31 protein-coding genes, 1 tRNA gene and 1 pseudogene are annotated in these 25,579 nt (G+C 64.0%); 31 read left to right on the top strand and 2 right to left on the bottom strand.

Features of this window, described 5'->3' with window-relative positions; translation table 11 throughout:
- Window positions 1-6: 6 nt before the first annotated feature.
- Genes dnaA through AAC979_RS08945 form a run of 5 tightly spaced genes read left to right on the top strand, consistent with a single transcriptional unit; the run spans window position 7 to window position 4,588 of the window.
- Window positions 7-1,404 (top strand): chromosomal replication initiator protein DnaA, encoded by a 1,398-nt coding sequence (dnaA, locus tag AAC979_RS08965; RefSeq protein WP_371346489.1) that lies wholly within the window; start codon window positions 7-9, stop codon window positions 1,402-1,404.
- Window positions 1,405-1,430: 26 nt separating this feature from the next.
- The gene (locus AAC979_RS08960) at window positions 1,431-1,700 is read left to right on the top strand and encodes a hypothetical protein (RefSeq protein ID WP_371346488.1); all 270 of its coding nucleotides are present in this window, start codon (window positions 1,431-1,433) and stop codon (window positions 1,698-1,700) included.
- Complete coding sequence (locus tag AAC979_RS08955) at window positions 1,697-2,983, top strand: phosphoadenosine phosphosulfate reductase family protein (RefSeq protein ID WP_371346487.1); 1,287 nt, start codon at window positions 1,697-1,699, stop codon at window positions 2,981-2,983. Before AAC979_RS08960 ends, AAC979_RS08955 begins: the two co-directional genes overlap by 4 nt.
- A complete protein-coding gene (locus tag AAC979_RS08950) occupies window positions 2,980-3,996 on the top strand; it encodes a helix-turn-helix domain-containing protein (protein ID WP_371346486.1) in 1,017 nt (338 codons plus the stop codon). The genes AAC979_RS08955 and AAC979_RS08950 overlap by 4 nt, the downstream gene beginning before the upstream one ends.
- Window positions 3,997-4,024: 28 nt before the next feature.
- Complete coding sequence (locus AAC979_RS08945; protein ID WP_371346485.1) at window positions 4,025-4,588, top strand: transcription termination/antitermination protein NusG; 564 nt, start codon at window positions 4,025-4,027, stop codon at window positions 4,586-4,588.
- 195 nt (window positions 4,589-4,783) lie between these two features.
- Here AAC979_RS08945 and AAC979_RS08940 read toward each other — a convergent pair whose 3' ends face one another.
- Window positions 4,784-4,996 (bottom strand): helix-turn-helix domain-containing protein, encoded by a 213-nt coding sequence (locus tag AAC979_RS08940; protein ID WP_371346484.1) that lies wholly within the window; start codon window positions 4,994-4,996, stop codon window positions 4,784-4,786.
- Window positions 4,997-5,389: 393 nt separating this feature from the next.
- On the opposite strand from AAC979_RS08940, the gene AAC979_RS08935 reads away from it, so the two are divergent.
- Together AAC979_RS08935 and AAC979_RS08930 are read left to right on the top strand one after the other, a co-directional pair.
- Window positions 5,390-5,466: transfer RNA gene (locus tag AAC979_RS08935), tRNA-Met, on the top strand.
- Window positions 5,467-5,620: 154 nt separating this feature from the next.
- The gene (locus AAC979_RS08930) at window positions 5,621-5,767 is read left to right on the top strand and encodes a hypothetical protein (RefSeq protein WP_371346483.1); all 147 of its coding nucleotides are present in this window, start codon (window positions 5,621-5,623) and stop codon (window positions 5,765-5,767) included.
- Window positions 5,768-5,854: 87 nt separating this feature from the next.
- On the opposite strand, the gene AAC979_RS08925 is transcribed toward AAC979_RS08930, so the two are convergent.
- Window positions 5,855-6,262, bottom strand: a complete 408-nt coding sequence (locus tag AAC979_RS08925; RefSeq protein ID WP_371346482.1) for a hypothetical protein — start codon at window positions 6,260-6,262, stop codon at window positions 5,855-5,857.
- A gap of 623 nt (window positions 6,263-6,885) precedes the next feature.
- Here AAC979_RS08925 and AAC979_RS08920 point away from each other — a divergent pair.
- The 24 genes and pseudogenes from AAC979_RS08920 to AAC979_RS08805 all read left to right on the top strand — a co-directional run bounded on the left by AAC979_RS08920 (window position 6,886) and on the right by AAC979_RS08805 (window position 25,569).
- Window positions 6,886-7,317, top strand: coding sequence for a P27 family phage terminase small subunit (locus tag AAC979_RS08920; protein ID WP_371346481.1), 432 nt, complete (start codon window positions 6,886-6,888; stop codon window positions 7,315-7,317).
- Between the two features lie 316 nt (window positions 7,318-7,633).
- Window positions 7,634-8,745 (top strand): IS3 family transposase gene (locus AAC979_RS08915; protein ID WP_371346076.1). Its coding sequence is split into 2 segments (ribosomal slippage): window positions 7,634-7,889 and window positions 7,889-8,745, totalling 1,113 coding nucleotides; the frame shifts between segments, so codons are not numbered across the junction.
- A 37-nt stretch (window positions 8,746-8,782) separates the two neighbouring features.
- Window positions 8,783-9,244 (top strand): annotated as a pseudogene (locus AAC979_RS08910) (terminase large subunit domain-containing protein); the annotation flags it as partial.
- Window positions 9,230-10,312, top strand: coding sequence for a terminase TerL endonuclease subunit (locus AAC979_RS08905; protein ID WP_371349031.1), 1,083 nt, complete (start codon window positions 9,230-9,232; stop codon window positions 10,310-10,312). The pseudogene AAC979_RS08910 and the gene AAC979_RS08905, both read left to right, overlap by 15 nt.
- Before the next feature lie 7 nt (window positions 10,313-10,319).
- A complete protein-coding gene (locus AAC979_RS08900) occupies window positions 10,320-10,469 on the top strand; it encodes a hypothetical protein (protein ID WP_371346480.1) in 150 nt (49 codons plus the stop codon).
- Window positions 10,466-12,184, top strand: coding sequence for a phage portal protein (locus tag AAC979_RS08895; protein WP_371346479.1), 1,719 nt, complete (start codon window positions 10,466-10,468; stop codon window positions 12,182-12,184). The genes AAC979_RS08900 and AAC979_RS08895 overlap by 4 nt, the downstream gene beginning before the upstream one ends.
- A gap of 10 nt (window positions 12,185-12,194) precedes the next feature.
- Window positions 12,195-12,917 carry an HK97 family phage prohead protease gene (locus AAC979_RS08890; RefSeq protein ID WP_371346478.1) on the top strand — a complete coding sequence of 241 codons (723 nt, stop codon included), beginning with the start codon at window positions 12,195-12,197 and terminating at the stop codon, window positions 12,915-12,917.
- A 24-nt stretch (window positions 12,918-12,941) separates the two neighbouring features.
- Complete coding sequence (locus AAC979_RS08885; RefSeq protein WP_371346477.1) at window positions 12,942-14,387, top strand: phage major capsid protein; 1,446 nt, start codon at window positions 12,942-12,944, stop codon at window positions 14,385-14,387.
- A gap of 91 nt (window positions 14,388-14,478) precedes the next feature.
- The gene (locus tag AAC979_RS08880) at window positions 14,479-14,901 is read left to right on the top strand and encodes a hypothetical protein (RefSeq protein ID WP_371346476.1); all 423 of its coding nucleotides are present in this window, start codon (window positions 14,479-14,481) and stop codon (window positions 14,899-14,901) included.
- Between the two features lie 63 nt (window positions 14,902-14,964).
- Window positions 14,965-15,684 (top strand): hypothetical protein, encoded by a 720-nt coding sequence (locus tag AAC979_RS08875; RefSeq protein ID WP_371346475.1) that lies wholly within the window; start codon window positions 14,965-14,967, stop codon window positions 15,682-15,684.
- Between the two features lie 16 nt (window positions 15,685-15,700).
- Window positions 15,701-15,955, top strand: coding sequence for a hypothetical protein (locus tag AAC979_RS08870; RefSeq protein ID WP_371346474.1), 255 nt, complete (start codon window positions 15,701-15,703; stop codon window positions 15,953-15,955).
- Between the two features lie 10 nt (window positions 15,956-15,965).
- Window positions 15,966-16,295 (top strand): hypothetical protein, encoded by a 330-nt coding sequence (locus AAC979_RS08865; RefSeq protein WP_371346473.1) that lies wholly within the window; start codon window positions 15,966-15,968, stop codon window positions 16,293-16,295.
- Window positions 16,296-16,298: 3 nt separating this feature from the next.
- Window positions 16,299-16,934, top strand: a complete 636-nt coding sequence (locus tag AAC979_RS08860; RefSeq protein ID WP_371346472.1) for a hypothetical protein — start codon at window positions 16,299-16,301, stop codon at window positions 16,932-16,934.
- Window positions 16,931-17,305, top strand: coding sequence for a hypothetical protein (locus AAC979_RS08855; RefSeq protein WP_371346471.1), 375 nt, complete (start codon window positions 16,931-16,933; stop codon window positions 17,303-17,305). Before AAC979_RS08860 ends, AAC979_RS08855 begins: the two co-directional genes overlap by 4 nt.
- Window positions 17,305-17,577: a hypothetical protein gene (locus AAC979_RS08850; protein WP_371346470.1), complete on the top strand. Its 273-nt coding sequence runs from the start codon at window positions 17,305-17,307 to the stop codon at window positions 17,575-17,577. The genes AAC979_RS08855 and AAC979_RS08850 overlap by 1 nt, the downstream gene beginning before the upstream one ends.
- On the top strand, window positions 17,577-18,242 hold the full coding sequence (locus tag AAC979_RS08845) for a hypothetical protein (RefSeq protein WP_371346469.1): 666 nt from the start codon (window positions 17,577-17,579) through the stop codon (window positions 18,240-18,242). Before AAC979_RS08850 ends, AAC979_RS08845 begins: the two co-directional genes overlap by 1 nt.
- A 2-nt stretch (window positions 18,243-18,244) precedes the next feature.
- Window positions 18,245-18,655 carry a phage tail terminator-like protein gene (locus AAC979_RS08840; protein ID WP_371346468.1) on the top strand — a complete coding sequence of 137 codons (411 nt, stop codon included), beginning with the start codon at window positions 18,245-18,247 and terminating at the stop codon, window positions 18,653-18,655.
- 14 nt (window positions 18,656-18,669) lie between these two features.
- Window positions 18,670-20,157 (top strand): phage tail tube protein, encoded by a 1,488-nt coding sequence (locus AAC979_RS08835; protein ID WP_371346467.1) that lies wholly within the window; start codon window positions 18,670-18,672, stop codon window positions 20,155-20,157.
- 7 nt (window positions 20,158-20,164) lie between these two features.
- Window positions 20,165-20,578 carry a hypothetical protein gene (locus tag AAC979_RS08830; RefSeq protein WP_371346466.1) on the top strand — a complete coding sequence of 138 codons (414 nt, stop codon included), beginning with the start codon at window positions 20,165-20,167 and terminating at the stop codon, window positions 20,576-20,578.
- 89 nt (window positions 20,579-20,667) lie between these two features.
- Window positions 20,668-20,922 carry a hypothetical protein gene (locus tag AAC979_RS08825; RefSeq protein ID WP_371346465.1) on the top strand — a complete coding sequence of 85 codons (255 nt, stop codon included), beginning with the start codon at window positions 20,668-20,670 and terminating at the stop codon, window positions 20,920-20,922.
- Between the two features lie 12 nt (window positions 20,923-20,934).
- The gene (locus tag AAC979_RS08820) at window positions 20,935-23,331 is read left to right on the top strand and encodes a phage tail length tape measure family protein (RefSeq protein ID WP_371346464.1); all 2,397 of its coding nucleotides are present in this window, start codon (window positions 20,935-20,937) and stop codon (window positions 23,329-23,331) included.
- Window positions 23,331-24,761, top strand: a complete 1,431-nt coding sequence (locus AAC979_RS08815) for a hypothetical protein (protein WP_371346463.1) — start codon at window positions 23,331-23,333, stop codon at window positions 24,759-24,761. Before AAC979_RS08820 ends, AAC979_RS08815 begins: the two co-directional genes overlap by 1 nt.
- Entirely contained in the window at window positions 24,758-25,033 is a 276-nt protein-coding gene (locus AAC979_RS08810) for a hypothetical protein (protein WP_371346462.1), read from the top strand. Before AAC979_RS08815 ends, AAC979_RS08810 begins: the two co-directional genes overlap by 4 nt.
- Window positions 25,033-25,569, top strand: coding sequence for a DUF1833 family protein (locus AAC979_RS08805; protein ID WP_371346461.1), 537 nt, complete (start codon window positions 25,033-25,035; stop codon window positions 25,567-25,569). The genes AAC979_RS08810 and AAC979_RS08805 overlap by 1 nt, the downstream gene beginning before the upstream one ends.
- Window positions 25,570-25,579 lie beyond the last annotated feature (10 nt).

The raw sequence follows: 25,579 nt of genomic DNA, 5'->3' as shown, positions 1-25,579 counted from the left end.
GCCGCTATGGACAAACACACATGGGAACGACTGCGCGTCTCCCTCAAGGCCCGGGTGGGATCGGAGACCTATGACGCCTGGTTCGCCCGGCTGGAGTTCGCTGGATGCGCCGACGGGGTGGTGAGCCTTTCGGTGCCTACGCGGTTCCTGCGCCAGTGGTTGGCCCACCACTATACCGACCTGTTGACCGAACTCTGGCAAGACGTGGCGCCCGTGACCCAGGTGGTGATTGGTCTGCGCCAGCCGGGTGCTCGCACTGATGTGCGCGCGGCGCCAGCCGCTGGGGCCGCCGACGGCGCGGCTCATGTGGTTCCCCCGACGCCGGCCAAGCCTGCAGCGAAGGCGCCGCCCCGTTCCTGGGCGCAGATCGGCTCCGCGGTGGATGCCAGCAAGACGCTTTCGACCTTCCGGCACGGCGCTGTGAATAGGCTGGTTCACGCGGCGGCGAGTGCAGCGGCCATACCTGGGGTTTCGCGGTTCAATCCGCTCTACGTCTACGGGGCCGATGGGTGCGGAAAGTCGCACCTACTGCAGGGAATCGCCGCAGCGGCTGGCGAGCGGAATGCGGTCTATATGACGGCGGACCGCTTTATGCTGGGCATCGCCCATGCCGTGCAGCACCTGAAAATGCAAGAGTTCCGTGACGGCCTGACGGCGGCGGATCTGCTGGTGCTGGACGATGTACACAATCTGCGCGGCAAGATCGTCCAGCAGGAATTTCACGAGGCCATTTACCGATTGGTGGAAGCCGGGCGGCAGGTGGTGGTCTCTGCCGACCGGCCTCCTGGCGATCTCGAGGTTATCGGAGAGCGCGAGCGCGCCCGCCTTGCCGGCGGCCTAGTGCTGGTGATCGCCGCGCCGGATGAGAAACTGCTGCGCGATATCCTCGCGGACCGGGTAGCCACGTTGGGGATCGAGTTCCCGAACTTTGCCGTTCCGCCGGACGTGCTGGACTTCGTCGCCCAGATTTGCGGGCGGGCCCCTCGGTCGCTCGACGGGGCGCTGAACCGCCTGCTGGCGCACAGCCAGCTTGGTGACGTTCCGCTTACCCGGGACGTGGCGGAGGCAGCGCTGCGGGATCTGGCGGGCACCGCCGAGCCGAAGCGCGCCCGGGTGGAAGACATTCTGAAGGCCGTGGCCTCCCATTACGACATCACCCGCGCCGACATCATCTCGCAGCGCCGCACGGCCAACGTGGTGATGCCCCGCCAGATCGCGATGTACCTGGCAAAGACGCTCACTCCGCGGTCTCTCCCCGAGATCGGCCGGCGCTTCGGCGGAAGAGACCACACAACCGTGCTCCACGCGGTGCGGAAGATCGACGGGCTAAGGAAGGTGGAGGCCGCGCTAGCCGGCGACATCGAGAGGCTGACGGCGGTGCTGACCGGCGAGGTGGCGGCGTGAGTGTTTGGCCCTTCGATCCCCTTCGCATGTTCAGCTACGACCTCGTCGAGCTCGATCCGCCATGGCATTTCGACCCGAAGGCGCTGGCGGCGGCCTACCTGCTGATGAAATCCAGCCGCCTGCACGAAACGATGAGTTTTGGCAGCAATGCCGTGCCCGATGTGATCAGTAACCTGAAGGAGGCGCTGTCTGGGCTTGAGGGGCTTTTTGCCCATGAGGGCTTCGCCGAGATCCGCGCTGAAATCGCCGCGCGGCTTCCGGCCACCGAGCCGGTCAAACGGAGGTCGCTGCGGTGAGCGACTTTTCCCTCGCCTCTCCTCCGGCAATCAAAAGCACCGGCAGCACACAACCGACCCTTTTCGAGGGTTCGGCGAGGCTGGCCTATGACGACGCGGTCGATCTAACGATCAGATCGATGCAGGCCTACGGCCCCGAACATGAGCATTGGGCTATCGCGTGGTCGGGAGGGAAGGATAGCACTGCGACGCTCACCGTGATCGCACATCTGATCGATGCTGGGCGGATTGCCCCCCCGAAGACGTTGACGATCTTCTACGCCGACACCCGCATGGAGTTGCTACCTCTCTATTTGGCGGCTCGCCGGATCATGGAGCAGCTCGCGGTGCGCGGCGTCCGTTGCGAGGTCGTCCGCGCCCCGCTCGACAAGCGATTCCTCATCTACATTCTGGGCCGGGGCGTTCCCCCGCCGAACAACAACACGCTGCGCTGGTGTACTCGACAGATCAAGGTCGAGCCCATGCAGCAGGCCCTCGCGGCCCGGCTCGACGAAATCGGCGGCAGCGCACTGATGATCACAGGCGTTCGCCAAGGCGAGAGTGCGATTCGGGACCAGAGGATCCGCATGAGCTGCGGCAAGGACGGCGCCGAGTGCGGACAGGGCTGGTATCAGCAGGTCCTGCCGGAGGCGAAGGGCATTCGCGGCCGGATCGCTACGCTGGCGCCGATCCTCCATTGGCGGGTGTGCAATGTCTGGGACTGGCTGCGCATCTATGCCCCGATGGCGGAATATGGCGGCTGGTCTACCGCCGCCATCGCCGATGCCTATGGCGGTGACGAGGCGGAGGAGATCAATGCGCGGACCGGCTGCGCCGGTTGCCCACTGGCGAGCAAGGACACGGCCCTCGATAGCATCGTGGCGCAGCCGCTTTGGGGCTACCTCGCCCCGCTTCAGCGGCTCAAGCCGCTCTATCGGGAATTGCGTCAGCCGGCTAACCGCCTCCGCAAGGAAGGCGTGGAACGACTGAAGGATGGGTCCATTGCGGCCAACCCACAGCGCATGGGCCCGCTGACTTTCGAGGCCCGGCGCATGGGGCTTAGCCGTGTGCTGTCCATCCAGGCGGAAATCAACGAGGCCGCCCGTCGGCTCGGCCGCCCGAAGATCGACCTTCTTAATGCCGAAGAGGAAGCACGCATCCGCGAGCTGATCGTCGCCGGGACCTGGCCCGACGGGTGGGATGGCAGCGAGCCGGTGGCAGATCAGCCGCTCGACCGCGTCTTCGCCGACGGCACGGTGCAGCCGCTGCTCTTCTCCAGTGACGATCTTGGAGGCGGGCTTTGATCATCCGCCGCCGCTACAATCGCAACTTCACGGTTCTGCCCAACGCCGTGCTCGACGATAACCGGCTGTCGGCCGAGGCGATGGGCGTTCTTTGCTATCTCAGGTCCCGGCCTGCCGATTGGAATGTCGAGCTTTCGCACCTATCGGAGCGCTTCAAGATCGGCCGGGACAAGACCCAGCGGGTTGTCGCCGAGCTCGTTTCCGCAGGGTGGATAAAGCGGGAACGCACGCGCGACCCGGTCACCCGTGCCTTCAATGGCATGGACTATGTGGTGTACGACGAACCGACCGACACAACGGATGGTGTCGAAGACGTCTCCTCCGCTGGTGAGCCACAGCCTGAAAATCCGGTTGTGGCTCACGGCACACCTGAGCACCATCCACAACCGTGTTTGCCGCGCGCGGCTTTTCAGGCTGTGCATATAGAAGAAACAAATACGGATTCTAAAAAAAGAACCCCCATAGCCCCCAAGGGGGCGGTGGATGAGGGGACTTCGTCAACGGAAAGAGGATGGGAAGCCGATCCGGCCTATCTCGCCTTCCTCGCCGAGTACGGGCCCTCGCAAGCCTGGCCGAGGCACCGCGGCTATCGCCAGTGGCTCAAGCTGACCGAGGACGAGCGCAAGGCCGCTGTCGCCGCGATCCCGGCCTATCGGGCCATCTGCGCCAAGGAGCGGCGCAAGATGAGCGACCCGTCGGCCTATCTGCGCGGCACGTTCAAGAACTTCCCCGGCCGGCCCAAGCCGAGGGCGCCTGAAAGTGAGGCCGTGCAGGCCCTGCGGAAGGCGCTGGGGACGAACTTCAGCGGCGGCGTGATGGTCGAGCTGGGCTCGCCGCAGTGGGCGGCATGGGCTTCCGTGGCCGAAGAAGCGCAGTTGCCGCTGCGCGCCATCGGCTATCCCGCCCGTCCGTTCGCCGGACGCCCTAAGGCTGTGACCGGCCGGTACATGCCCAGCGAGTGGCCTCCTAGCCGAGACGGGCCGGATCGCCAGCAGCAGGCGGCCGGTGGGTGAATGGGCTTGGTGGTGGGAGTGGTGGACGATGGCAAACGATACGGAGCAGGCGGGTTCCTCGACTTGGTATGCGGTTCACACGCGGGCCCAGATGGAGGAAAAAGCCTTTGTTGAGCTCAAGCGGCTTGGCCTGCAGGTGTTCTATCCCTTCACCCGAGTGCGCCGCCGGCGGCGGAAGCCGGGCACGACGCAGATGATCGTCGAATGGGTCGACAAGCCGTTCTTCAGCCGTTACGTGTTCGTCGGCCTCGACCATGACGGGCAGATCGGCATGGTGAACGCAGAGGACACGGTTTCGACCATCGTCACGCTTGGCGGTGTGCCGATGCGCATTCCGCCGATCATTATCGATTGCCTGATGGCGCTGACGGATGACCGAGGGCTTGTTGGCGCCATCGACCTCACGGCGCGCCCCCGTATCCCGGAGGGCACAATTGTCCGCCTCAAGACGGACCACCCTTTGGCCGGCATCGCGGGAGAGGTGGTGCGCGACGCGGGCAAGGAAGTCGTCGTCCTGCTGCATATGCTCGGAGCCGCCCGCGAAGTGCACGTTGACCCCAGGCATGTGAAGGAGGCCGTAACGGCGGCTTGACGATGGTGCGCGAATGCGCGTACATCACGATGTCGACGCTACCGCGTCGGCGGTCGCGGAAATCGCCCCATGCGGCGCGCGATCGGTTGCAATGGGCCCGACCCGATAGGGCGACCTTCCCAACGCAGCCCGGCCAATACGGCCTAGATCGCCCAAGAGGGCGAGTTTTTGTGTTTCCATATGCAGGGCTCGCCTTCAGGTCTTAGCGCCCCACGGCCCAAGTTTGTGGTAGAGCGCAGCGCACGCTAGCGCCACCGTCTTGGGGATCACGACCGGCCGGCCGTCATCGCGCCGTTTTCCGGCTTCGTAGAGCTCCACGCTGCCTTTCGAGATGCCGAGAGCATCAGCAGCAGCCTGTTGCGACAGGCCCATGGTCGCGCGCCACGCCTTGAAGTCGTCCGGTGTCATGATATCTTCCCTGCAGCGGGAGGTGAGGCGCTTTCCGTTCCGGTGGGGCCGGGCTTTCGCCCGACCCCGGTTCTTTAGAATTCGATCTCAAGTCTCAGTGTGCAGCCGAGGAACTTGAGTTCGAACCGGAACCTCCGGAACTTCATTGCGTCTCACCTCCTTCCGTTGCCGGGCCACGGCGACCCGGTAAGAATGTTGTAGCGTACTCAGTACGCAAATGCAACGATCAAATAGCTAACTCAGTACGATTTTTATCTGTCCGGTCAAGCGCTGGTCGGTGAGATGTGGATGCTCGGGGGAGCGCTGCGAGGGTTCCGCACCGCCACGGCGGTGACGATCCCGAAGCCCCGCCGCCGGCCGATGCGCTGGCGGGAACAGTGGCAAGCCATATGACGTAGGGTAGAGCAGTCAGGTAGCTCGCTTGGCTCATAACCAAGAGGTCGCGGGTTCGAATCCCGCCCCTGCAACCAGTTCGACGCGGTCCAAAAGGACACGGCGGCAAGCCAGATCAGCCCACCTGCTGTGCTGCGACGCCCTTCCAATGGCGCCCTCCGAACCAAAGGTGCCGCGTCGACCCTATCCAGCCCGCCCGCTCACGCGCGGCGAGTTTTTCGTGAGGTGAGAATGGCCTACCTCCTGTGGCTGGCGCTGCTCTCGCCTGACTTCACCCGGGCCGCCGTCCTGCCGCGCGTGCCGGCCATTTATCACCCCGCCGAGCCCCGCACCAATCGCCGGGGGCGACGGCGCGAAGCGAAGCTCAACCGCCCATGAACCCCGTCTTCCTCCGCGGCTGCATCGTCGTCCTCGGCGCCCTCGTCGTCGCGGCGGCGTTCGGGGTGTGGTGAGGGGACAGGCGGACTAGAAAGCCGGGCATGCGGTCGAGCCGTTCGCCCATTCGATCACCAGATCTCGGACGCGCGCCGAGGCCAACTGGTTCCCGGTATGAAGAGTGAGGCGGCTACCTTCGCCCACCTTCTCGATCTTGGCCGACATGTAGTAGTTCCGCGACAGGCTGCCGAGCGAATAGCTCACCTCGCCATAGCCGAGTTCGTTGTAGAGCTCGGTGTCCACCTCGAATGAACCGCCGTCGCCCACATCCACCTTTAGGCAGCGCGTCGCCTGCTTTGCCACACGCCGATAGATCTCCTGGTAGTTCTCCTTGAACTCAAGAACGGTAGGCGCGCTCTTCTGCTCAAGGTCGGTCGGTGTTGTGGAGCAGCCGGCCAGCGTCAGGCCTGCGGCGGAGATCAGATAGGCGAGGCGCATGCCGGGCTCCCTTCAGCGGAAGTTGCAATACTCGCCGATGAACGCTGCAGCAGGCAAGATGAGGCTCTCCCATCTTGTCTGACCGCCGTAACGCACGCCTCACTTCCCTGCGGGACGCAAGCATTTGAGGGGTTGACGTGCAGGGAACATCCGCGCCTCGGCCGTCGTCTCGTCAACGTGGCTATGACAGCCGATGGGACAAGGCCCGCGCGGCCTTCCTGAAGGCTCATCCCAAGTGCGAGCGTTGCCGCAGGCTTGGACGGGATGCTGACGCTGTTCATGTCGATCATATCGTTCCTCATCGTCTAGCTGAGGCTAAGACACCAGAGGCAATCGCCGCGGCGCGTCGGTTGTTCTGGGACAAGAACAACTGGCAACCCCTCTGCGTGGATCATCACGTCAGCACCAAACAGAGGGAAGAGCGGAGCGGCAGAGGCATGATTGGATGCACCGCGGACGGCCGGCCGATCGATCCGGATCATCCTTGGAACCGGTCCCGCTGAGCACCCCCGGGGGGTATCTAATCTCCAAGGGGTAGGGGCCCAGGACCGCTTGGGGTCAAGCGTTCGCACCGCGAGTAGTTTTCGGACGGGGGGTTTCGAGCACCCCCGTAGGGGGTGAACATGACACTTACCTCTCTGGGAGGAGGTGAGGGCGTTCCGCCCGAGCCCGATTGGAGCTCTCAGTTCGCCGATGAGCTCGACATCGCAGAGGCCCATGAGCGTTGGGGCATCCTTGAGCGCGAGATGAAAGATGCGGCGACGCTAGCGATGGTGAACGGCCATGCGATGCAGCGTCTCGTGGAGTTTTATGTCGAATACCGTCGTGCCGCTCGCCAGATCGCCGAGCACGGAACCATCCTCAAAGCCCGTCGAACCAGAGTTCCGCAGGTCAGTCCGTATTGGACGATCATGCGCCAGGCCGACGAGCACATTCGAGTGCTCGAGGCTGAACTCGGCATTGCGCCGGTTCGACGCGGCAAGGCCGGGAAGGTGCAACGTGGCAAGAAAGCCCCGCGCGCCGCGGACAGCTACCTCGGCTCGCTTTCCAAATGATCCCACCAGCCGGTGGGCATGCGAGGTGGTCGAAGGCCGTATCGTCTCGGGTGAGTTGGTTCGCCACGCCGCCGAGCGTCACCTTCGTGATCTGAGAGACGGGCCGGCGAGAGGGCTTCACTGGCGTCCAGAGAAGGCCGCCCATGCTCTCGGCTTCTACCCGGCGATGTTGACTATCACCGAAGGGGCAAAGGAGGGTGAACCTTTCAACCTCCTGCCATGGCACACATTCGTTGCCGGTTCTCTCTTCGGCTGTGACGTTGCCCCCTGAAATGACCCCGCTCAGAAGCTAGGATCCGTCGAGAGGAGACGGACGATGCGCAAGAGCCGGTTCAGCGAGGAACAGATCATCGGGATCCTGAAGGAGCACCAGGCCGGAATCCCGGTCGTGGACCTCTGCCGGAAGCACGGGATCAGCGACGCGACCTTCTACACGTGGCGCACGAAGTACGGCGGGATGGAGGTGTCCGACGCCCGCAACCTTAAGGCGCTCGAGGAGGAAAACCGGAAGCTGAAGAAGCTTCTGGCCGAGTCGATGCTCGACGTAGCCACTCTCCGCGAGGCTCTTGGAAAAAACTTCTGACGCCCAGTTCCCGGAGGAAGGTCGTGACCTGGGCGATCGAGGAGAAGGGCTACTCGCAGCGGCGTGCGTGCGGCCTCATCGGCATCGAGCCGAAGACCTATCGCTACGCCTCGACGCGAGGCGACGATACCGCGCTCCGCCAGCGCCTTCGTGAGCTGGCGAGCTTGCGTCGGCGGTTCGGCTATCGGCGTCTGCTGATCCTGCTTCGGCGAGAGGGCAAGGAGATCAACCACAAGAAGCTCTTCAGGCTCTACCGCGAGGAGCGGCTGTCGGTGCGCCGTCGCGGCGGACGCAAGCGAGCGCTTGGCACGCGAGCGCCGATGACCTTGCCGCAGGCACCCAACCAGCGATGGAGCCTGGACTTCGTCTCCGATGTGCTCGCGGACGGACGCCGGTTCCGCGTGCTGGTGATCGTCGACGACTTCACCCGGGAGTGCCTGGCGCTCGTGGCCGACACGTCGCTGTCGAGCCACCGGGTCGTACGGGAGCTGGACGCCATCATCCAACGTCGTGGCAAGCCGCTCATGGTCGTCAGCGACAACGGCACCGAACTGACCTCGCACGCGGTCCTGCGTTGGCAGCAGGACACAGGTGTCGAGTGGCACTACATCGCTCCCGGCAAGCCGGTTCAGAACGCCTTCGTCGAGAGCCTGAACGGCCGCTTCCGCGACGAATGTCTGAACGAGCACCTGTTCCAGGGCTTGCCGATGGCACGTCGGATCATCGAAGCTTGGCGGATCGACTACAACGGCCACCGGCCTCACACGAGCCTCGGCGGCCTTACCCCAAACGAGTTCGCAGCCCGGTCCAGGCAGGACCACAACCAGAACGGATTCTGGTTATGAACGAGGGCATTCAGGGGGCAACGTCAGCTGGCGCAAGGACAGCGGCCGGATGCGGTTTCGCAGCGGCTGGCTGGAGACTGGAAAGGGCCAGGCGAAAAGCCCGTTCATGGCAGCCACCGGGCTCTACATGACCGGCTTCTATGGCATTAAGCGCGCTCGGGCCTTCGCCATCGGCCAAGACAAGAACACCGCGAACGTGCTGTTCAAGGATGCGGTGGCGATGTGCCGGGCCAAGATCCCCGGTGGAGAGGATGACGACACCCTCGTTGCGAACGGCCATGTCGTCGTCCGCGGCGAGGGCGATAACGCTTGGAAGCTGGAGTTCCCCGAAAGCGAATCCATCTTCCAGTCGCTGGCGAACGGTGAAGCCATCTCTGGTCCAAAGCCAACCTTGGTCGCCGCGGACGAAATCCACGAGTTCAAGAGCAACACGTCGATCGAGATCTGGAAGGCCGCTATCGCCAAGATGCCTGGTGACGCTTTGATGCTGCTGGGTACCAACACGCCATCGTCATCGCAGATCGTCGGCACGGAATATTCAGAGTTCTATCAGAAGGTCGCCCTGGGCGAAGTTGATGACGACGAGGCTTTTGCCTTCGTGGCGCGCGTCGACAAAGCTGATCGAGACACGGTATTCGACAATGAGGACTGCTGGCCAAAGGCCCTGCCGGCGCTGGGGGTGACGTTCCCAATCGAGAATATCCGCGGTCAGGTGAAGACCGCTAAATCGATGCTGTCGACGGCATTGTCTCTGAAGCGCCTCTACTTTGGCATCCCTATTGGCGCGACAGAGTTCTGGATCGCCGAGGAAGCTTGGTCGGCAGTTCAGGGGAAGGTGGAGCCGGAGGAACTCAAGGGCTGCCCATGCTGGCTCTCTCTCGACCTTTCGCAGAAGAATGACCTTACGTCACTCACGGCTGTCTGGCTGAAGGATGACGAGCTCCTCGCCAAGACTTGGTATTGGACATCGAAGAGCGGTCTCGAACAGCGCGAGAGGGCTGATCAGGCCCCTTACAGCCGGTGGGTGATTGAAGGCCATCTCACCGCGGTAGAAGGTGCCGTGATCGATAAGACCTTCGTTGCGGCCTTTGTTGCTGAGCTCTTCGCGAATCATGATGTGCGATGCTTGGTGTTCGACCCCGCAGGCATCGGGGACTTCATGGCGGCATGCGAGGAAATCGGTTTCCCTGTCTGGCTGTTCGAGGGGCCAGACGGTGATCATGGCACCGGACTAATGCTCGTACCGCACGGGCAGGGAACCAAGGTGCTCTTCTATAAGAAGCTGGACGATCAGGGTAAGCCTGTCGAACGCTTGTGCATGCCACGCTCCATCGAGCGTCTTGAAGACAGGATTCTCGACAGGTCGATCGTTATCGACTCCTCACCGGTTACCTATTCCTGCGCGGCAAATGCTCATGTGCTCGCTGACGGCATGAAAAACCGCGCCTTCGACAAGAAGCGCTCGCGCGGCCGCATTGACGGCATGGTCACCATAGCGATGGCGGTCGGCGCGGCTGCCAGCGATCTCCGGTCGGACGATCGGTTGCCTGAAATCTGGCTCCTGTGAGGTCGCCATGCTGAACACGCAAACCGCCTATGACCTCATCGGGGCCGCTGGCGCGATCGCGGTCATCGTGGGCTGCGGGATGATCTACATGCCGGCCGGCATCATCGTTGGTGGTCTTATGGCGCTCGCGATCGCTTTGCTGGGTGCGCGCAAGTGAGCGGCATCCTGCGGTCTCTGCTGCGAGGCGACGAGACGAAGTCGGTTGATTTCTCCCCCGAGGTGTGGGCGGCAATCAACGGCGGGTGGGGCGTACCGACCAAATCGGGCGCGGACGTGTCGTTCAGCTCGGCGCTTGGTCAGTCGGCCTTCTATCGCGGCGTGCTGGTCATCGCCGATGGCGTGGCGCAGCTGCCGGTCGAACTCTATCGACGCCTGCCCAACGGGCGCGGCGCCGAGCCGGCTACCGACCACCCGCTCTATGACATGCTGCGGTACCAGGCGAGCGGAATACAGGACGCCCCGACCTTCTTTCGCACGATCATGATGCACGCGGTGGGGGCCGGAAATTCGGTATCCTACCGGGTGGAGGTGAACGGCCAGCTTAAGGAGCTGCTGCCGTTCCGGCCCGAGAACGTCACCATTGATCTCGACCCTTTCCTGAGCGAGATCACCTATGACTGCACTTTCGAGAAGGGGACCTTCGTCCGCCTGCGCGCAAAAGACGTGTTCCACCTGCGCGGCCCGAGCTGGCAGCTTCACAAGGGCATTGACCCTGCGCTGGTAGGACGGGAGGCCATCGGCCTGTCGCAGGTGACGGAAGAGACGCATGCGCGGCTGCACAAGAACGGCGCGCGACCCAGCGGTGTCCTCTCGACCGAGCAGAAGTTCGACAAGGCGCAGCTTGAAGTGCTGCGCGAACAGTGGACGCAGGCCTACGCCGGCACGGAAAATTCGTCCAAGCCAGCGGTGCTGACAGGCGGGCTCAAATGGGCGCAGCTCCGCATGTCAGGCGTGGATGCCGAGCATCTCGCGACCCGGAAGCATCAGATCGAGGAGATCGCACGATTCCTTGGCGTCTTTCCCATCATGCTGGGGCATGCCGGCGACCAGTCGCCGACCTTCGCCAGCGCCGACGCCTTCCTCGAAGCGCATGTGCGCTACACGCTGCAGCCGTGGATCAAGAACATGACGGCGGCGATCGACGCGCAGCTGTTGACGCGGGACGAGCGCCGCGAGGGCTATTTCTCCCGGGTCGACACGAGCGAGCTACTCCGCGGTTCGCTCCAGGCTCGCACCGAGTATTACAAGGCTGCCCTCGGCACCAATTCGTCGCCCGGGTGGCTGAGGCCGAACGAAGTGCGCGAGGATGACGGTTGGAACCCGGACGAGGATCCTGACATGGATCAGGTCTGGCAGCCGGCGACGATGGCACCTGTGAATGCCGAGGCCGCGCCCCCCGCGAAGCCGGAAATGAAGTCCAGCACGCCGCGCTCGCTTTATGTGAGCCGCTCCTTGAAGAACGGGGCGGAATTCATCCGCTGGGCGCGATCTCAGGGATTCAAGAGCACCGTGGCGGCGGAAGACCTTCACGTCACGCTGGTCTACAGCAAGGTTGCAATCGACTGGATGTCCATCCAGCGCAGCTGGAACCCGAACGACAATGGCGAGATCATCATCCCGCCCGGCGGGCCGAGGCTCGTCGAGGCAATGAGTTCTGCGCGCGGCGCTGCGGTGGCGCTCAAATTCGTGTCGGCGGAACTGGAATGGCGGCACGAGCAGATCATCGAAGCTGGCGCTACCCACGACCAGCCCGATTTCCAGCCCCACATCACTATCACTTATGACGCTTCGGGCGTCGATCTGTCATCTGTCGAGGCGTACCAGGGCAAGCTCGTCTTTGGCCCTGAACGCTTCGAAGAACTTGACCCGTGAGGAGACCATCATGGAGCTCGGCCTGGTCGGCGTTCCCTTCGAGATCAAGTTTGCGTCCGACGAAGCGCCCGTCGGCAGCTTCGAGGGCTATGGCGCCGTCTTCGGCAACATCGACAGCCATGGCGACGTGATCGAGCCGGGCGCTTTTGCCAAGTCGCTGCTGGACCGCGAACGGTCGGGCCGCAGCCTGCCGCCGATGTACAAGATGCACGGCGCCATGACCGGCAATCGGCAGGAGCCAATCGGCGTCTGGGAGGCTATGTCCGAAGATGCCAACGGACTGCACGTCAAGGGCAGGCTGGTCGGGCTCGATACCGAGCAGGGCAAGTGGACATATGCGCAGTTGCGCGAAGGTGCTCTGAAGGGCCTGTCGATCGGCTATCGGGTGCCGCCGTCGGGTTCTCGCAAAGGCTCGGGCCGGGCAGGCGAACCGCTGCGCTACATCAAGTCGGCACTCCTGCGGGAAGTGTCGCTGGTAGATGATCCGTCGAACGTGCTGGCGCGCGTCTACAGCGCCAAGATGGCGGGAGACGATGGCGAGAGCTTCGCTGATCAGATCAAGACCATTCGGGATTTCGAGGAGTTCCTGCGGGATGTAGGCGACTTCTCGCATTCGGCCGCCAAGGCGATCGCCGCCGGCGGATTCAAGGCACGACCGGAACCTCGGGATGAGGACGGAGAAGCCCTCAAAGCGTTCGTCGAGGACGCTGTGAAACGCATCCGGGGCAACTGAGCTCCATCCAACTCCGAGGACATCATGAAGAAGTTCACCATCCTGGCGGTGGTGGGCGCGCTTGCGCTCGCTGCCGTTCTCTCGTTCGCGCTGGACACAGTTCCGCATGTCGGCCTGATCCACGCCGCCATGTCCAATTTCGACGTCAACCACCTTCTGATCGCCTCGGCGGCGGCTCCGGCCCTCGCCGATGAAGTGAAGGCAGCCGTCACGCCGCTCATGTCGGCCTTCGACGAGTTCAAGAAGACGAATGACGAGCGGCTCGCCCAACTGGAAAAGAAGGGCGTTGCCGACCCGGTCACTGTCGAAAAACTCGGCAAGATCGAGCAGACCCTCCAGCAGTATGAAGGCCTGAACCAGCAGATCACCACGGCGACTGATCAGGCGAAGGCAGCCAAGGAGGCGTCGGACCGCATCGAGGTGATGCTCAGCCGCCTGCCGAAGAACCTCCAGCCCGGCGCGCATGGCGAGGATGGCTGGAAGACCGTCGCCAATGACTGGGCCCACGCCGTCGTTCAGGCGAACGCGGTTGGCGTCGTGAACCTGTCGAAGGAAGAGCAGAAGGTGCTGTCGGACATCGCCGCCGAAGCGAAGGCCCTGAACGTCGGCACCGACACCGCTGGCGGCTATCTCGCCCCGACGGAATATGTTCGCGAGATCATCAAGGGCGTCACTGAACTCAGCCCGGCCCGGGCGCTGGCGCGCATTCGCAATACCGCTTCGAAGTCGATCCAGATCCCGAAGCGGACCGGTCAGTTTGCGGCTCGCCGCACCCATGAAACGGGTCCGAAGTCCGAGACCACCGGCCTCGCCTATGGGCTGGAGGAACTCCAGGCTCCGGAGATGTACGCGCTCATCGACATCACCAATCAGATGCTCGAGGACACCGCGTTCGACATGGAGGCGGAGATCCGCGAGGAAGCGGCCGAGCAGTTCGCGGTCAAGGAAGGCGCGGAGTTTGTGTCCGGCACCGGTGTCGGCGAAATGGAAGGCATCCTGGTCAACGCTGGCGTTGGCGAGAATGTCTCCGGCTCGGCGGCGACCATCGCCGATGGCACGGGGCAGGCGAACGGGCTGCTGACGCTCAAGTATGGGCTGAAGACGGCCTATGCGCGCAATGCGACCTGGATCATGAACCGCACCACCATGGGCTCGGTTCGCAAGCTGAAGGACGGCGAGAACAATTACATCTGGATGCCCGGCATCGCGCAGGGCCGCCCGAATACGATCGACGGCGATCCCTATGTCGAGTTCCCGGACATGCCGTCCGAGGGCGCCGGCACCTATCCGATCGCCTATGGCGACTTCCGTCGCGGCTACACCATGGTGGACCGCATCGCCATGGAGATGCTGCGCGATCCCTATACCCAGGCGACCAGCGGCGCGATCCGCTTCATCTTCCGCCGCCGTGTCGGCGGCAAGGTCGTACTGGCCGAGGCCATCCGCAAGCTGAAGTGCGCGACTTCCTGACGCCGCACTGATCGGCGGCTTGCCGCATCCGAACAACCGAAGCCCGGCGCTGCCCGGGCTTCCCTTTCAATCCGGATGAAGGGATTTCATCATGGACGACAATTACAGCGGCTTGAATGTGCGGACGGCGATCAAGCCCGTCGCCATCGGCACCACCGGCACCGGCCAGACCGGCAAGGTCATCGATCGCAAGGGCTATCTCGGCCCGGTTCTGTTCGCTCTCAGCTATGGCGAGATCACCGCCACCAATGCGGTCTACACCGTTACGGTGAAGGAAGGTGATGTCACCGGCGCTCTGACGTCCGTCGCCGATATCGACCTGATCGGCACCGAGGCTGCGGCGTCACCCGGCACCGGCGCCCGCACCTCTGGAGCGACCAAGAACGTCACCAAGAAGGTCGCCTATAAGGGAGGCAAACGGTACTGCCAGGTCAGCGTCAAGTCGACCGTCACCGCCGCCACCGTCGTTTCCGCCATCGCCACCCAGCAGGCGGCCAGCAAGCCGGCTTCCTGATCGCAGGCCGGCTCAAGCGCGCCGGCATCGCCCGGCGCGCCTCGCTTCCTTCTGGATGGCATGATGAAAATTCCGAACCACGTCGTGATCCTCGGTCTCGGCCCGTCGCTTGAGGCCTATGTCGACATCGCGAAGCGTCTTGGCGGACGTCGGGCCTTCTGCGACGAGGTGTGGGGCATCAACGCCGTGGGCGATGTCATCCAGTGCGATCGCATCTTTCACATGGACGATGTGCGAGTTCAGGAAGTGCGCGCGGCTGCGCGCCCCGATAGCAACATCGCTCAAATGCTCAAGTGGCTGAAGGTTCACACGGGCCCGGTCTACACCAGCCGACCCCACCCGGATTACCCCGGCCTCGTCGCCTATCCGCTTGAGGATGTGCTGAACAGCTGCGGCATGGCCTACTTCAACAGCACGGCCGCTTATGCCGTGGCCTATGCCGTCCACATCGGCGTCAAGAAGATTGGGCTCTTCGGCTTCGACTTCACCTATGCCAACAGCCACCTTGCCGAGAAGGGCCGCGCCTGTGTCGAGTTTCACCTCGGCATCGCGAAGGCGCGCGGCATTGAGATTGGCTTTCCCGAAGGAACGTCGCTCATGGATGCCTGCGCTCCCGACCACGAGCGCATCTATGGCTACGACACGCTCGACCTCGAATTTGAAGGCGGCGGCGACGGTCCGGCGCGCGTGCGGTTCACCCCCAAGGAATCCGCCCCGTCAGCCGATGAGATCGAGCGGCGCTATGACCACAGCCGCCACCCCAACCCCCTGGTGAAGAACTAAGGCCGGAGACAGACAGATGGCTGAACCGAGTTCACCCAGCACGCCGGCGCGCAGCCTCGCGGCTGTCTCGCCTCACGCGACAGACGATCTCCCCGGCGGGGTCTGTAAGGCGCTGTGGGTCGGAGGCGCAGGCGATGTCGCCATCGTCGCCGAGAATGATGCGGGTGCCGTTACGATCCCCGGCGTTCCCGCCGGAACTGTGCTGCCGATCCGCGCCAAAGCCGTGCGGGTATCTGGAACCACGGCGACCAATATGGTCGCGCTGTACTGAGGGGGGATCCATGCTCGAAATGGTTGACGTTGAAGTGCTTCGGAACGTCCCGGTTTCGGACGATGGCATCAAGATTCGCCAGCTCGTTGCCGGCACGCCCGACAGGGTGCGGCTCGACCTGCTGAAGGGCCTCACCGATGAGGGCTATGTGAAGCTGGCTGGCGCGACGGCCGGGGGTAAGGAAGACGCTCCGCCTGTCGATATCCCGGCGGACTGGCACTCCCTCCACCATGCGACGAAGAAGAAGCTTGCGCGCGAAATTAGCGGCGACGAGGTCGATAACACCGATGCGGCGGAGGCCATCATCGAAGCTGAGCTCGCCCGGCGCGTGGAAATCTGATCGATGTTCACCGTCACCGTCCCTGCGGAAGACCGCAAGCTGCTCACCATCGAGCAGCTTCGGGAGGCAGCAGGCCTCGAAGCAGGGGACGTCTCACGGGATGGGGCTCTGGAGAGCCTCGGCCTGGCTGTTGCTGATCGCATCGCGCAGGAATGCGCTGTGACCAGTGACGGGGTTCACATTCCGACGCTGAAGCGCGAGACGGTTTCTCAGACGTTCCGGCTGTCCTCCAGTGTGTCAGCCCTGATCCTTGCTCGCCGGTTTGTCGCGTCCGTGTCTTCGCTCACCATCGACGGCGTCGCTGCCGCGGCGTCCGACTATGAGCTCGCTGCTGCGGCGGGCATGACCCGGCGGCTTTACGATGGTCGGTACGGCCTCTGGTGCCCGGCGGTTGTCGTCGTGAGCTACCAAGCAGGCTTCTCCGCGGTTCCTGACGATCTCGCCTTGGCCGCGATGCAGGCAGTTCAGGAACAGTGGAGCGCCAAGAACCGAGATCCTCTCCTCAAGCGCGACAAGGTCGACGGTATGGGCGAGCAGGAATTCTGGATCGGCGGCTTCGGCGCAGCGGGAAGCGGCAGCGCCTTCTCGCCGGCCGTGCAGGCTATGCTTGATCCCTATCGCACGGTCTGGGTGTCGTGACTCCTACCGCCGCGCTTGTTGCTCTCGATCGCCAGCTCCGCCTGCATGGCCAGAATGCCACGCTGCGCCGCTATGTCGGCACCGGGCCCAGCCGCACGGCCTCCGACGTCACGGTGCGCGTGCGGCTGGATGCCTATCTACCGGAGGAGTTGGTCGGCGGCATCATCCAGGGCGACAGCCGCGCGATCCTCTCGCCCACCCAGATTATCGCCGCCTCCTGGGGCGGAACCCCGGTGGACGGGACGGACGGGCGGGTGCCGGTGAAGACTGACAACCTGATCGTCGCCGGCCGGGCGCGCAACATCCTGGCGGCAACGCCCTTCTACATGGACGGGCAGCTTGTCCGCATAGAGCTCCAGGTACGCGGCTGATGAGAATCTCTGTTGACGAGACCGATGCCGGGTTCGGTGTGCTTTGGGCGCGATGGGCGACAATATCGCTTGATGGCAAGCGCATGAGAGATGTCGTCACCGCCGACGAAGAAGCGGGCACAGTGACGTTGTACCTCAGGGAAGAAGGGAGCCTGGTGCACGACGGGGATAATTTCACATTGCAGACGCTGCATGGCGCCGTTGTGGTCGGAATTCGCGATGACGCGCCGGCAACCATGAAGGCGCTGGCGCCGGAACGCGTGGGTTTGTGATGCGCGTGTCCGCCAAGGTCGAGACCATCGACCGCGACATCGTTCTGCGGCTGGTGGGCGACGATGCCGACCGGTCCCGGCAGTTCGCAGCCTATGCCCGCGAGGCGCTGGTGGAAGCCCAGGAGGTCAACCGGCGCGCGACGGGGCAGGTGCCCACGCATGAGACTTTCGTCGACGGGCGGCGCGGCGCGGCGCTGGAAACGGTCAAGCCCGACGGCACCATCGTTTTCGAGTTCGATCTGCTCAACGACCTGTTCGAGTGGATCGGCCTCACGCTGATGCAACATTCCCCGGTCCTGTCCGGCCGGTATCAGGAATCTCACCTGTTCTTTGCCGACGGGGTTGAGGTGGAGCCCGGCGCCACGCTGCCGGAGGCGCAGGAATACTCCTTCGTGAATGCTCAGCCCTATGCCCGGAAGATCGAGCGCGGCCAGTCTCCAATGGCGCCCGATGGCGTCTATGAGGCGGTAGCGACGCTCGCCAGCCGGCGCTTTTCCAATGTGGCGCGGGTGCGCTTTGGCTACCGCTCCCTGCCGGCGGGCTCCATCGGCGACTGGGCCAAGACCACCAACATGCGCGCGAGCCAGAACAGCCGAAACCGGCCGGGCGACAAGCGCTTCGAGTGGCTGACCCGTCAGCCGGCCGTCGTGATCACGCTGAGGTAGCCATGGCCTGCGCTGCTGTCATGGCCGCCGTTCGCGCGCGGCTCGATGCCAATTGGACCCGGTGTCCGGTCTTCTACGCCAATGAGGGGATGACGGCGCCGGCCGACAAGGACGCCTTCCTCTCGGTGCAGTACCCCGTCGCGACCGAGGAACAGAAGACCGTCGGCGCGCCAGGGAACAACGTGTTCCGCGAAGCCGGCGTGATCCGCCTCGTGCTCTCCATCCCGATCGGAGCCGGTGTCGACGAATATTCCGTCTGGCTCGACGAACTCCGCGCGCTGTTCCGCGGAAAGCAGTTCGACCACGTGACCACCTGGGCGCCCTCCGGGGGCGTTCTCGACGACCGAAACGACGATGGCGGCTACTGGATGCTCTCCAGCGCCGTTGAATACCACTTCGACCTCCACGCCTGACAGGAGCCCTTTCGATGGCCGAACTTCAGTCGACTAACCGGGTCAAGCTGTCGAAGGTCCGCGAAAGCACCTTCGGCGTGACGCCCACCAGCCCCGTGTTCAAGGAGGTTCGCCAGACCTCCTCTGGCCTCGCGGCTAATCCGAACACGGTGATCTCCAACGAAATCCGTTCCGACCGGCAGGTCACCGATCTGATCCTGACCGGCATCACCTCAGGCGGCCCCATCGGCGGCGAGCTGTCGTTCAAGTCGGTCGATGACGATCTGGAAGAGGCGCTGCAGGGCACGTGGGCGACCAAGCCCACCCGTGACAACAACGGCACGGCGGACAGCGTCATCACCGCGGTCGCGGCGTCGAGCGACACCTATACGGTGGTCACCGGCGCGGCCTTCCTGCCCAACCACATCATCCTCGCTGAGGGCTTCGGCCAGAGCGCCAATAACGGCGTCTTCATCGCGCAGGCCAGCACGAATGCGACGGCAGTGATTGCTCCGTCGTCCCCAGGCCTGGTGGACGAAGCCGTGCCCCCTGGCGCGGCGGTGCTGCGGGCGGTGGGCTATCAGGGCGCCTCGGGCGACATCGTCGCCACCGTGACGGGCGGCAATGCCCTGACCTCCACCTCGCTGGATTTCACGACCCTGAGCCTCAATGTCGGCGAATGGATCAAGATCGGCGGCGTGGCCATCAATACCTTCTTCGCCACCACGGCGGCGAACAATGACTGGGCGCGAATCTCCGCCATCTCGGCCAACCGGCTCTCGTTCGACATCGTCCCTACCGGCTGGGCGGCCGATGCCGGCACCAGCAAGACGATCCAGCTCTATTTCGGCGACTTCCTGATCAACGGCACGACCAAGCGCTCCAGCACCTTCGAGCGCCAGTATCTCGACCACTCGCCTGTCACCTATGAATACCTGACCGGACAAATCCTCGACACGCTGGCGATCGAGGCGCCGGCCCAGGCTATCGTCACGCTCAACAAGAGCTATATCGGCGCCAATGGCACCAGCACGACGACGCGCGCCTCCGGCGCCTCGGATGTCGCTGCGCCGACCAAGTTCGTGATGAACTCCTCTTCCAATGTCGGCCGCATCGGCTTCGATGGCTCGGCCATCACCGGCGCCAACTATGTGATGCGCGCGGCGATCAACTACGGCAACAATCTGCGCCGCCAGACTGCGGTGGGTTCCGTCGCGGCGGTGGGCGTGGGCAATGGCGAGTTCAACGTCACCGGCACGCTGGAGAGCTATTTCTCGGACGCTTCGGTGCTGACGAAGATCCTCAACAACACCCTGACCTCGTTCGATCTGCGCGTCGGGCGTTCCGACGGCAATCGCGAAAAGCTCGTTTTTGACTTTCCCAGCATCAAGCTTTCCGCCGGCGCGCCGACCGTGCCGGGGAAGAACCAAGACGTGATGCTCCCCGCCACCTTCCAGGCCATCCGCGATGCCACCAAGGGCTACACCGCCTCGGTGACGCGCATCTGGTATCTGCCGAACTGAGGACCCCATGAAGCTCTCCAAGATACGCAGCGGAGTCGCGAAAGCCGAGGCTGGCGCCTGGGTGCGCAATCTCCCGATCGACGGCCTCGACGATCTCGCGCTCAAGGTCCGCGGGGCGTTCAATTCCGATGCCATCCGCCTGCGGACTTCGCTGATCAACGAACTGCCGAAGGACGAGCGCAAGCCGCTTTCGCCGGAGAACGACCAGCGCATCAGCGTCGAGGTGGCGGTGCGGACCATTCTCGTCGACTGGAACATCGAGGAAGAAAGCGGCAAGGCGCTGCCCTTCTCGGAGGACAAGGCGCGTGATCTGCTGAACGATCCTGATATCGGCCGGGTGCTGCGCAATGCTGTGGGGTTTGCCGCCCAGATCGTCGCCTCTCAGGGTGTCGAGGATCTGGAGCTCGACGCAAAAAACTGAACGAGGCCCTCAACTGGAATCTGGAGTGGGGGCCTCACGAAAAGCGCATCCTCGCCGCGCATAAGGGCAAGGTGACAGATTTGCCATTCATGCGCAGCAAGCCGGCGCTAACCGAAAACCTGCTGCCGGTGTGGAATGCCTTCTGGGCCCTTTCCACCGACCGGCAGATCGGGTTCGGTGGCGTCGGGCCTATCCAGTTCTCGTCCGTCGATCGGTACGCGATACGCTACGGCATCGACGGCATCGACGAGTTTGACCGCTTCACATCGCTCATACGGGCGATGGATAGCGCGTTTCTGGAACAGATAAACCGGAAGCGGGAAGGCGCTGGCGGCGCCGTCTAAGGATCCAAGCCCATGGCCTCTGTCGAAGAAATCCGCCGGCTTACGCTCCAGGCGAAGTCCGAAGGCGTGCAGCAGGTCACCAATGAGGTGAACCAGCTTGCGGCTGCGCAGGGGGAAGTCGCGACGGCGACTGGGCGTGCCGCGACGGTCACGGATTCCGCGACCCGGTCCCTGCTGAGCGCCGAGCAGGCGCTGCATCGCCAGCGGCTGGGCTACGATACCGCCTATGCCGCGCAGAACCGCATGGAAAAGGCTCTCTCTGTCCTCGACCTGGCGTTCAAGCAGAACATCATCAACTCCGATCAACTCGCCGCGGAGCAGGAGAAGATCGCGGCGCGGTTTTCGCGCTCCGCTGGTGCGGCGGATGAACTGACCGCTGCGCAGCGCCGGCTCAACGCCGAGCAGAAGGCCTCAGCCGCTCTCTCCGGGCTCGGCAGCGCCAGCGCGGCGTTTTCCGCCAGGCAGAACGCCAACGAGCGCGCAAACTCGCTGATGTCGAGCCTGGGCCAGGCGCCGGCGATCATCAACCAGACGGCGACGTCGACCAAGCTGGCGACGCACGAGGTATCGAACCTCACGGCACAGCTGCAGGACATCGGCGTCTCGCTTGCCGGCGGGCAGTCGCCGTTCCTGGTAATGACCCAGCAGGGTTCGCAGATCAGCCAGATCATGGGCAAGCGCGGCCTCACCGAGATCCTCTCGGGAGTAGGGCAGGGGCTTCTCGCACTGATCAACCCGACGACGCTGGCGCTCGGGGGCTTGGTGATCGGCGGGTATGCCGCCTATGCGGCCTTCCAGGCTCTGAGCGGAGAGACCGAGACGCTCGAAGAGCTGATGGAGCGAAGCTCCAAGACCATCGGTCTGGTCACGGACGCCTACAACAACGCCGAGACGGCGGCCGGGAATTTTTCCGAGCGCAGCAAGGAAATCCTGACGCTTCAGGCGACGGACCAACTCGAAAAGCTCCAGAGGCGCCTCGACGACTTCAAGCGCACCTTCGCGGAAGGGTTCACCTCCGGCCCGGTCTATGACCCGATGGGGAATTTCACCGGTGTCATGTCGGATGATATCCTGCCAAAATATCAGGCCTTTGCTGAGATCATCGAGAAATTTCGCGACGGCCAGACCGATGTTCGCGGCTTCGCCGAGGAAGTGGCGAGGCTGGGCAACAGCTCGCCGGCCCTTCGCGATCTCGCCAATGAGATCATCCGCAATGTCGACGCGGGGCTCAGCCTCGAACAGGCGATGGAAAAGGCCGCGGCCACGGTGGCGCAACTGGCCGGCAAGGCGACCGAGGCGCAGCAGGAACTGCTTAAGCTGCGCAATGCACAGCGCGCTGTCGACACCCTGGAGGGCCTTGACCGGGAGATCTCGCGGGTTGGCGATCCGCGCGCGCAGTTCGTCGGCCGCTATCTCGATCAGAACCGCGGCGCGGACCCCGCAAAAATCCGGGAGATCGAGGAGCAGGCCAACAAGCTCTACGATCTGGAGCAGGCGCAGAAGACGTCGGCCGAAGCGGCGCGCGACGCCGAGAACCGGCAGAAGCAGCTGGATCGCGCCTATGAGCGCAGCAAGCAGCAGGTGGACGACTATGTCCGCGACATCGAGCTCCAGACCGAGGCCTTCGGGCTTTCGGCTGGCGAGGTGGAGCGGCTGCGGGTTCGGCAGGAACTCCTGACCAATGCCCAGCGCGCGGGCAAGGATGTCACGGCAGAGCTCAATGCCGAGATTGAGGCCTATGCCGACCGGGCGGCGGTGGCAGCCCAAGGCTATGAGGATCTGCAGAAGCGGCAGGATGCCTTCAACGACGCCGCCAACGGCTTCGCCCAACTCGGCTACGATGCCTTCTCCGGCCTGATCAGCGGCGGCAAGGAGTTCGGTGATGTCATCACCGACCTGACCGACAAGCTGCTGGAAATGGCACTGCAGGCGGCGCTGCTCGGCACCGGCCCGTTGGCCGGCCTGTTCGGCACGACGGGCACCAACGGGGCTCCGGGGGGCATTCTCGGCTCGCTGGTGACCGGCATCATGGGCGCAATCCCGGGGAACGCCGCCGGCAACGACAACTGGCGCGGTGGCCTGTCCATCGTCGGCGAGCACGGCCCGGAACTGGTGAACCTGCCCAAGGGCGCGCAGGTGAGCCCGACGCAGGACGTGTTTGGCGCCATGAAGGCCATGGCATCGATGTCGGCCGCTGGCGGCGGTTCTCAGGTCAATGTCCAGGTGGTCAACAACGCCGGTGCCAAGGTGGGTGTCGAGAAATCGACCGGCGCCAATGGCGAGGTGAACCTCAAGCTCACGATCGAACGCATGGTCGAGACGGCTATGGTTGACCAGTTCCAGGCGCGCGGGCGCGCCGCGCGGACGCTGGAGACCAACTATCCCGGCCTGCGCAGGGGCACCGCCTGATGACCTATTTCGAATGGCCGCTTGCGCTGCCATACCGGCCCTGGCGTGACCAGTGGGGCAATACGCCCGGCCGCGAAGCTCTGGTCACCGAGATGGAAGGCGGCGACACTCGGCAACGCCGCCGGCCGGCCGACGATGTCGGCACCATGCAATGGGGCCGGAGCTTCAGCGAAGCCGAGATGGCTACCTGGGACGATTTCCTGTTGGACATTTCCAGCGGCGCCGCGCGGTTCCTGATGCCGGTTCCTACCACCGGCGCGACCTATCAGACGCGGGTTGTGCAGATCGTCGGCGGTGCAGGCGGCATCTCCTATTCCGCCGTCGGCATTGAGACGCAGGTCTCTTTCTCCCTTTTGGTCTTCCCGTCCGACATGGTGCCGCTGCCTGAAATCACGCTGTTCGACTATTTCATCCTTGGCACTGGCATCGCCGGCTGGACGGTGGATGTCGAGATTGACGGCGTGGTGCGCAGCGCCGCAGTCGCGACGGATGGCGCCTTTGAAATAGACGGCTCCGACCTGTCGCCCGGCACCTATTCTGTCCGAGTCAGGCACGGGAATGGGGTCTGGAGCGCGGCCGAGGATTACACGATCGCAGCGGCGGTGCTCGATGCCTTTGCCGCTGACCTCTATTCGGCCAGTGGCCTCAAGCTGCTGCTGTCGTCCTATGTCGGAAGCCCCTGCGCCCGTGTGCGCCGCTCCAGCGATGGGCTTGAGGCGGATATCGGATTTGGTCCTGATCGTTGGATCAGCACCGACGAAATCACGGCTCATTGCGGTTCGGGGAGTGGCTATGTCACCCGGTGGTACGACCAGAGTGGGAACGGCCGGCGTTGGGTGCAGGCGTCAGGGCCGTCGCAGGCCCGCATCTACAATGCCGGCGTGCTCGACGTAGGCCCGAACGAAAAGCCCATGCTGGTCTTCTCCGGTACCCAGAGCTACAGCCCGGAAACGGCCGGCTTTGCGCGGAACGCCAGCAACGTCACGGTAGCCCTCGCGGGGGCTTCTACCGCCCCAGGCGCATCCGGCGCATTCTTCACGGCAAGCCGCGCGGCGCCAAATATCAGTTGGTACCGTCTCGGCCTGCTCTGCATCGTCGGCACGTCGGCACGTTTCTCCGCTTCCGCCAATGACGCCGATAACCCGCCGCTTGCCTCTCGGTCTTATACAGCGGGCACTTGGGCTAGAATGATTGGCCGCGCCCGGTTCACGGCCGGCAACGTGGATTTCGCCATTGACGGCACGACCACGACGGCCTCGCTCGGCACCACCACTCCATCGCTCGATAGCTACGGACAAGTTTTCGACCGGATCGGCGCATCGCCCAATGGAGGCTCTCCGCTGACCGGGCCTATCTCCTGCATGGTCCTTTCCCGCTCGGCGCTTGATGTCGCGGCGCTGGACACGGCTCTTCAAGGGGTGATGTCGTGACGTTCCTCATCTTCGACACAGTGGCGGCCGCGCAGGCGCGCAGCGAGCAGGCATGGCTCGATTGTGGCTATCTTCCGGACAGCACGACCTCTCTCTGGTCATGGGTTCCTCATCCGTTGGATGGGCGCGCGGCTCTGACAATTCCCACCACTCCGCTTGAGGCGCAGATCGGGCTCTCTCAGGAGGCCTATGACGCGCTGCTGACAGAGGCCGAGAAAGCCATGCTGGTCGATGTCCTGCCTGACGAGTGGATCCCGGAAGAATATTACTGATGCCCGACCCCTGGACCCCCGCATGGGAAGAGGCTGTGGCCGCCTGCCCGCCCAGCGTGCTGATCTATGACACGCTGGAGCTCCAGCACCCGGCAATCCAGAACGACGAAGAGGAAGAGGTGCCCGCGCGGGTCGTCAACGACGTTCGGCAGCAATCCTTCGGGATCGAGGCCGGCGCCACCTTCGACGCCGGGGAAACGGTGGTGTTCTCGCCGGGCGCTTTCGGTGCTGCCTTTCCGACCTATCAGGAAGGGCAGGTGCCGAGCTGCGAGATCACCATCGACAATGTGGACCGGGGCTTCACCGCCGCGCTTGAGGCGGCGATGGAGTACGACGCGCACCTGGTGGCGATCTTCCGGCAGTACACCAGCGAGGACCCCTCGGAGCCGGCCTATGGCCCCATACCCTTCATTATCAAGCGCGTGAAGGTCAACGCCACCACGATCACCGGAACCGCTCAGGTGTCGGTGCTCTACGACAAGAAGTTTCCGTCCAAGGTTTACACGCGGGCGGCTTTCCCTGGGTTAATTCGGTAGGGTAAGGTTC

Origin of the sequence: Ancylobacter sp. IITR112 (assembly GCF_041415945.1) — a bacterium.
Classification (GTDB): domain Bacteria; phylum Pseudomonadota; class Alphaproteobacteria; order Rhizobiales; family Xanthobacteraceae; genus Ancylobacter.
Note: the sequence above shows the minus strand (reverse complement) of the source record. Positions and strands in the feature narration are given on the sequence as shown.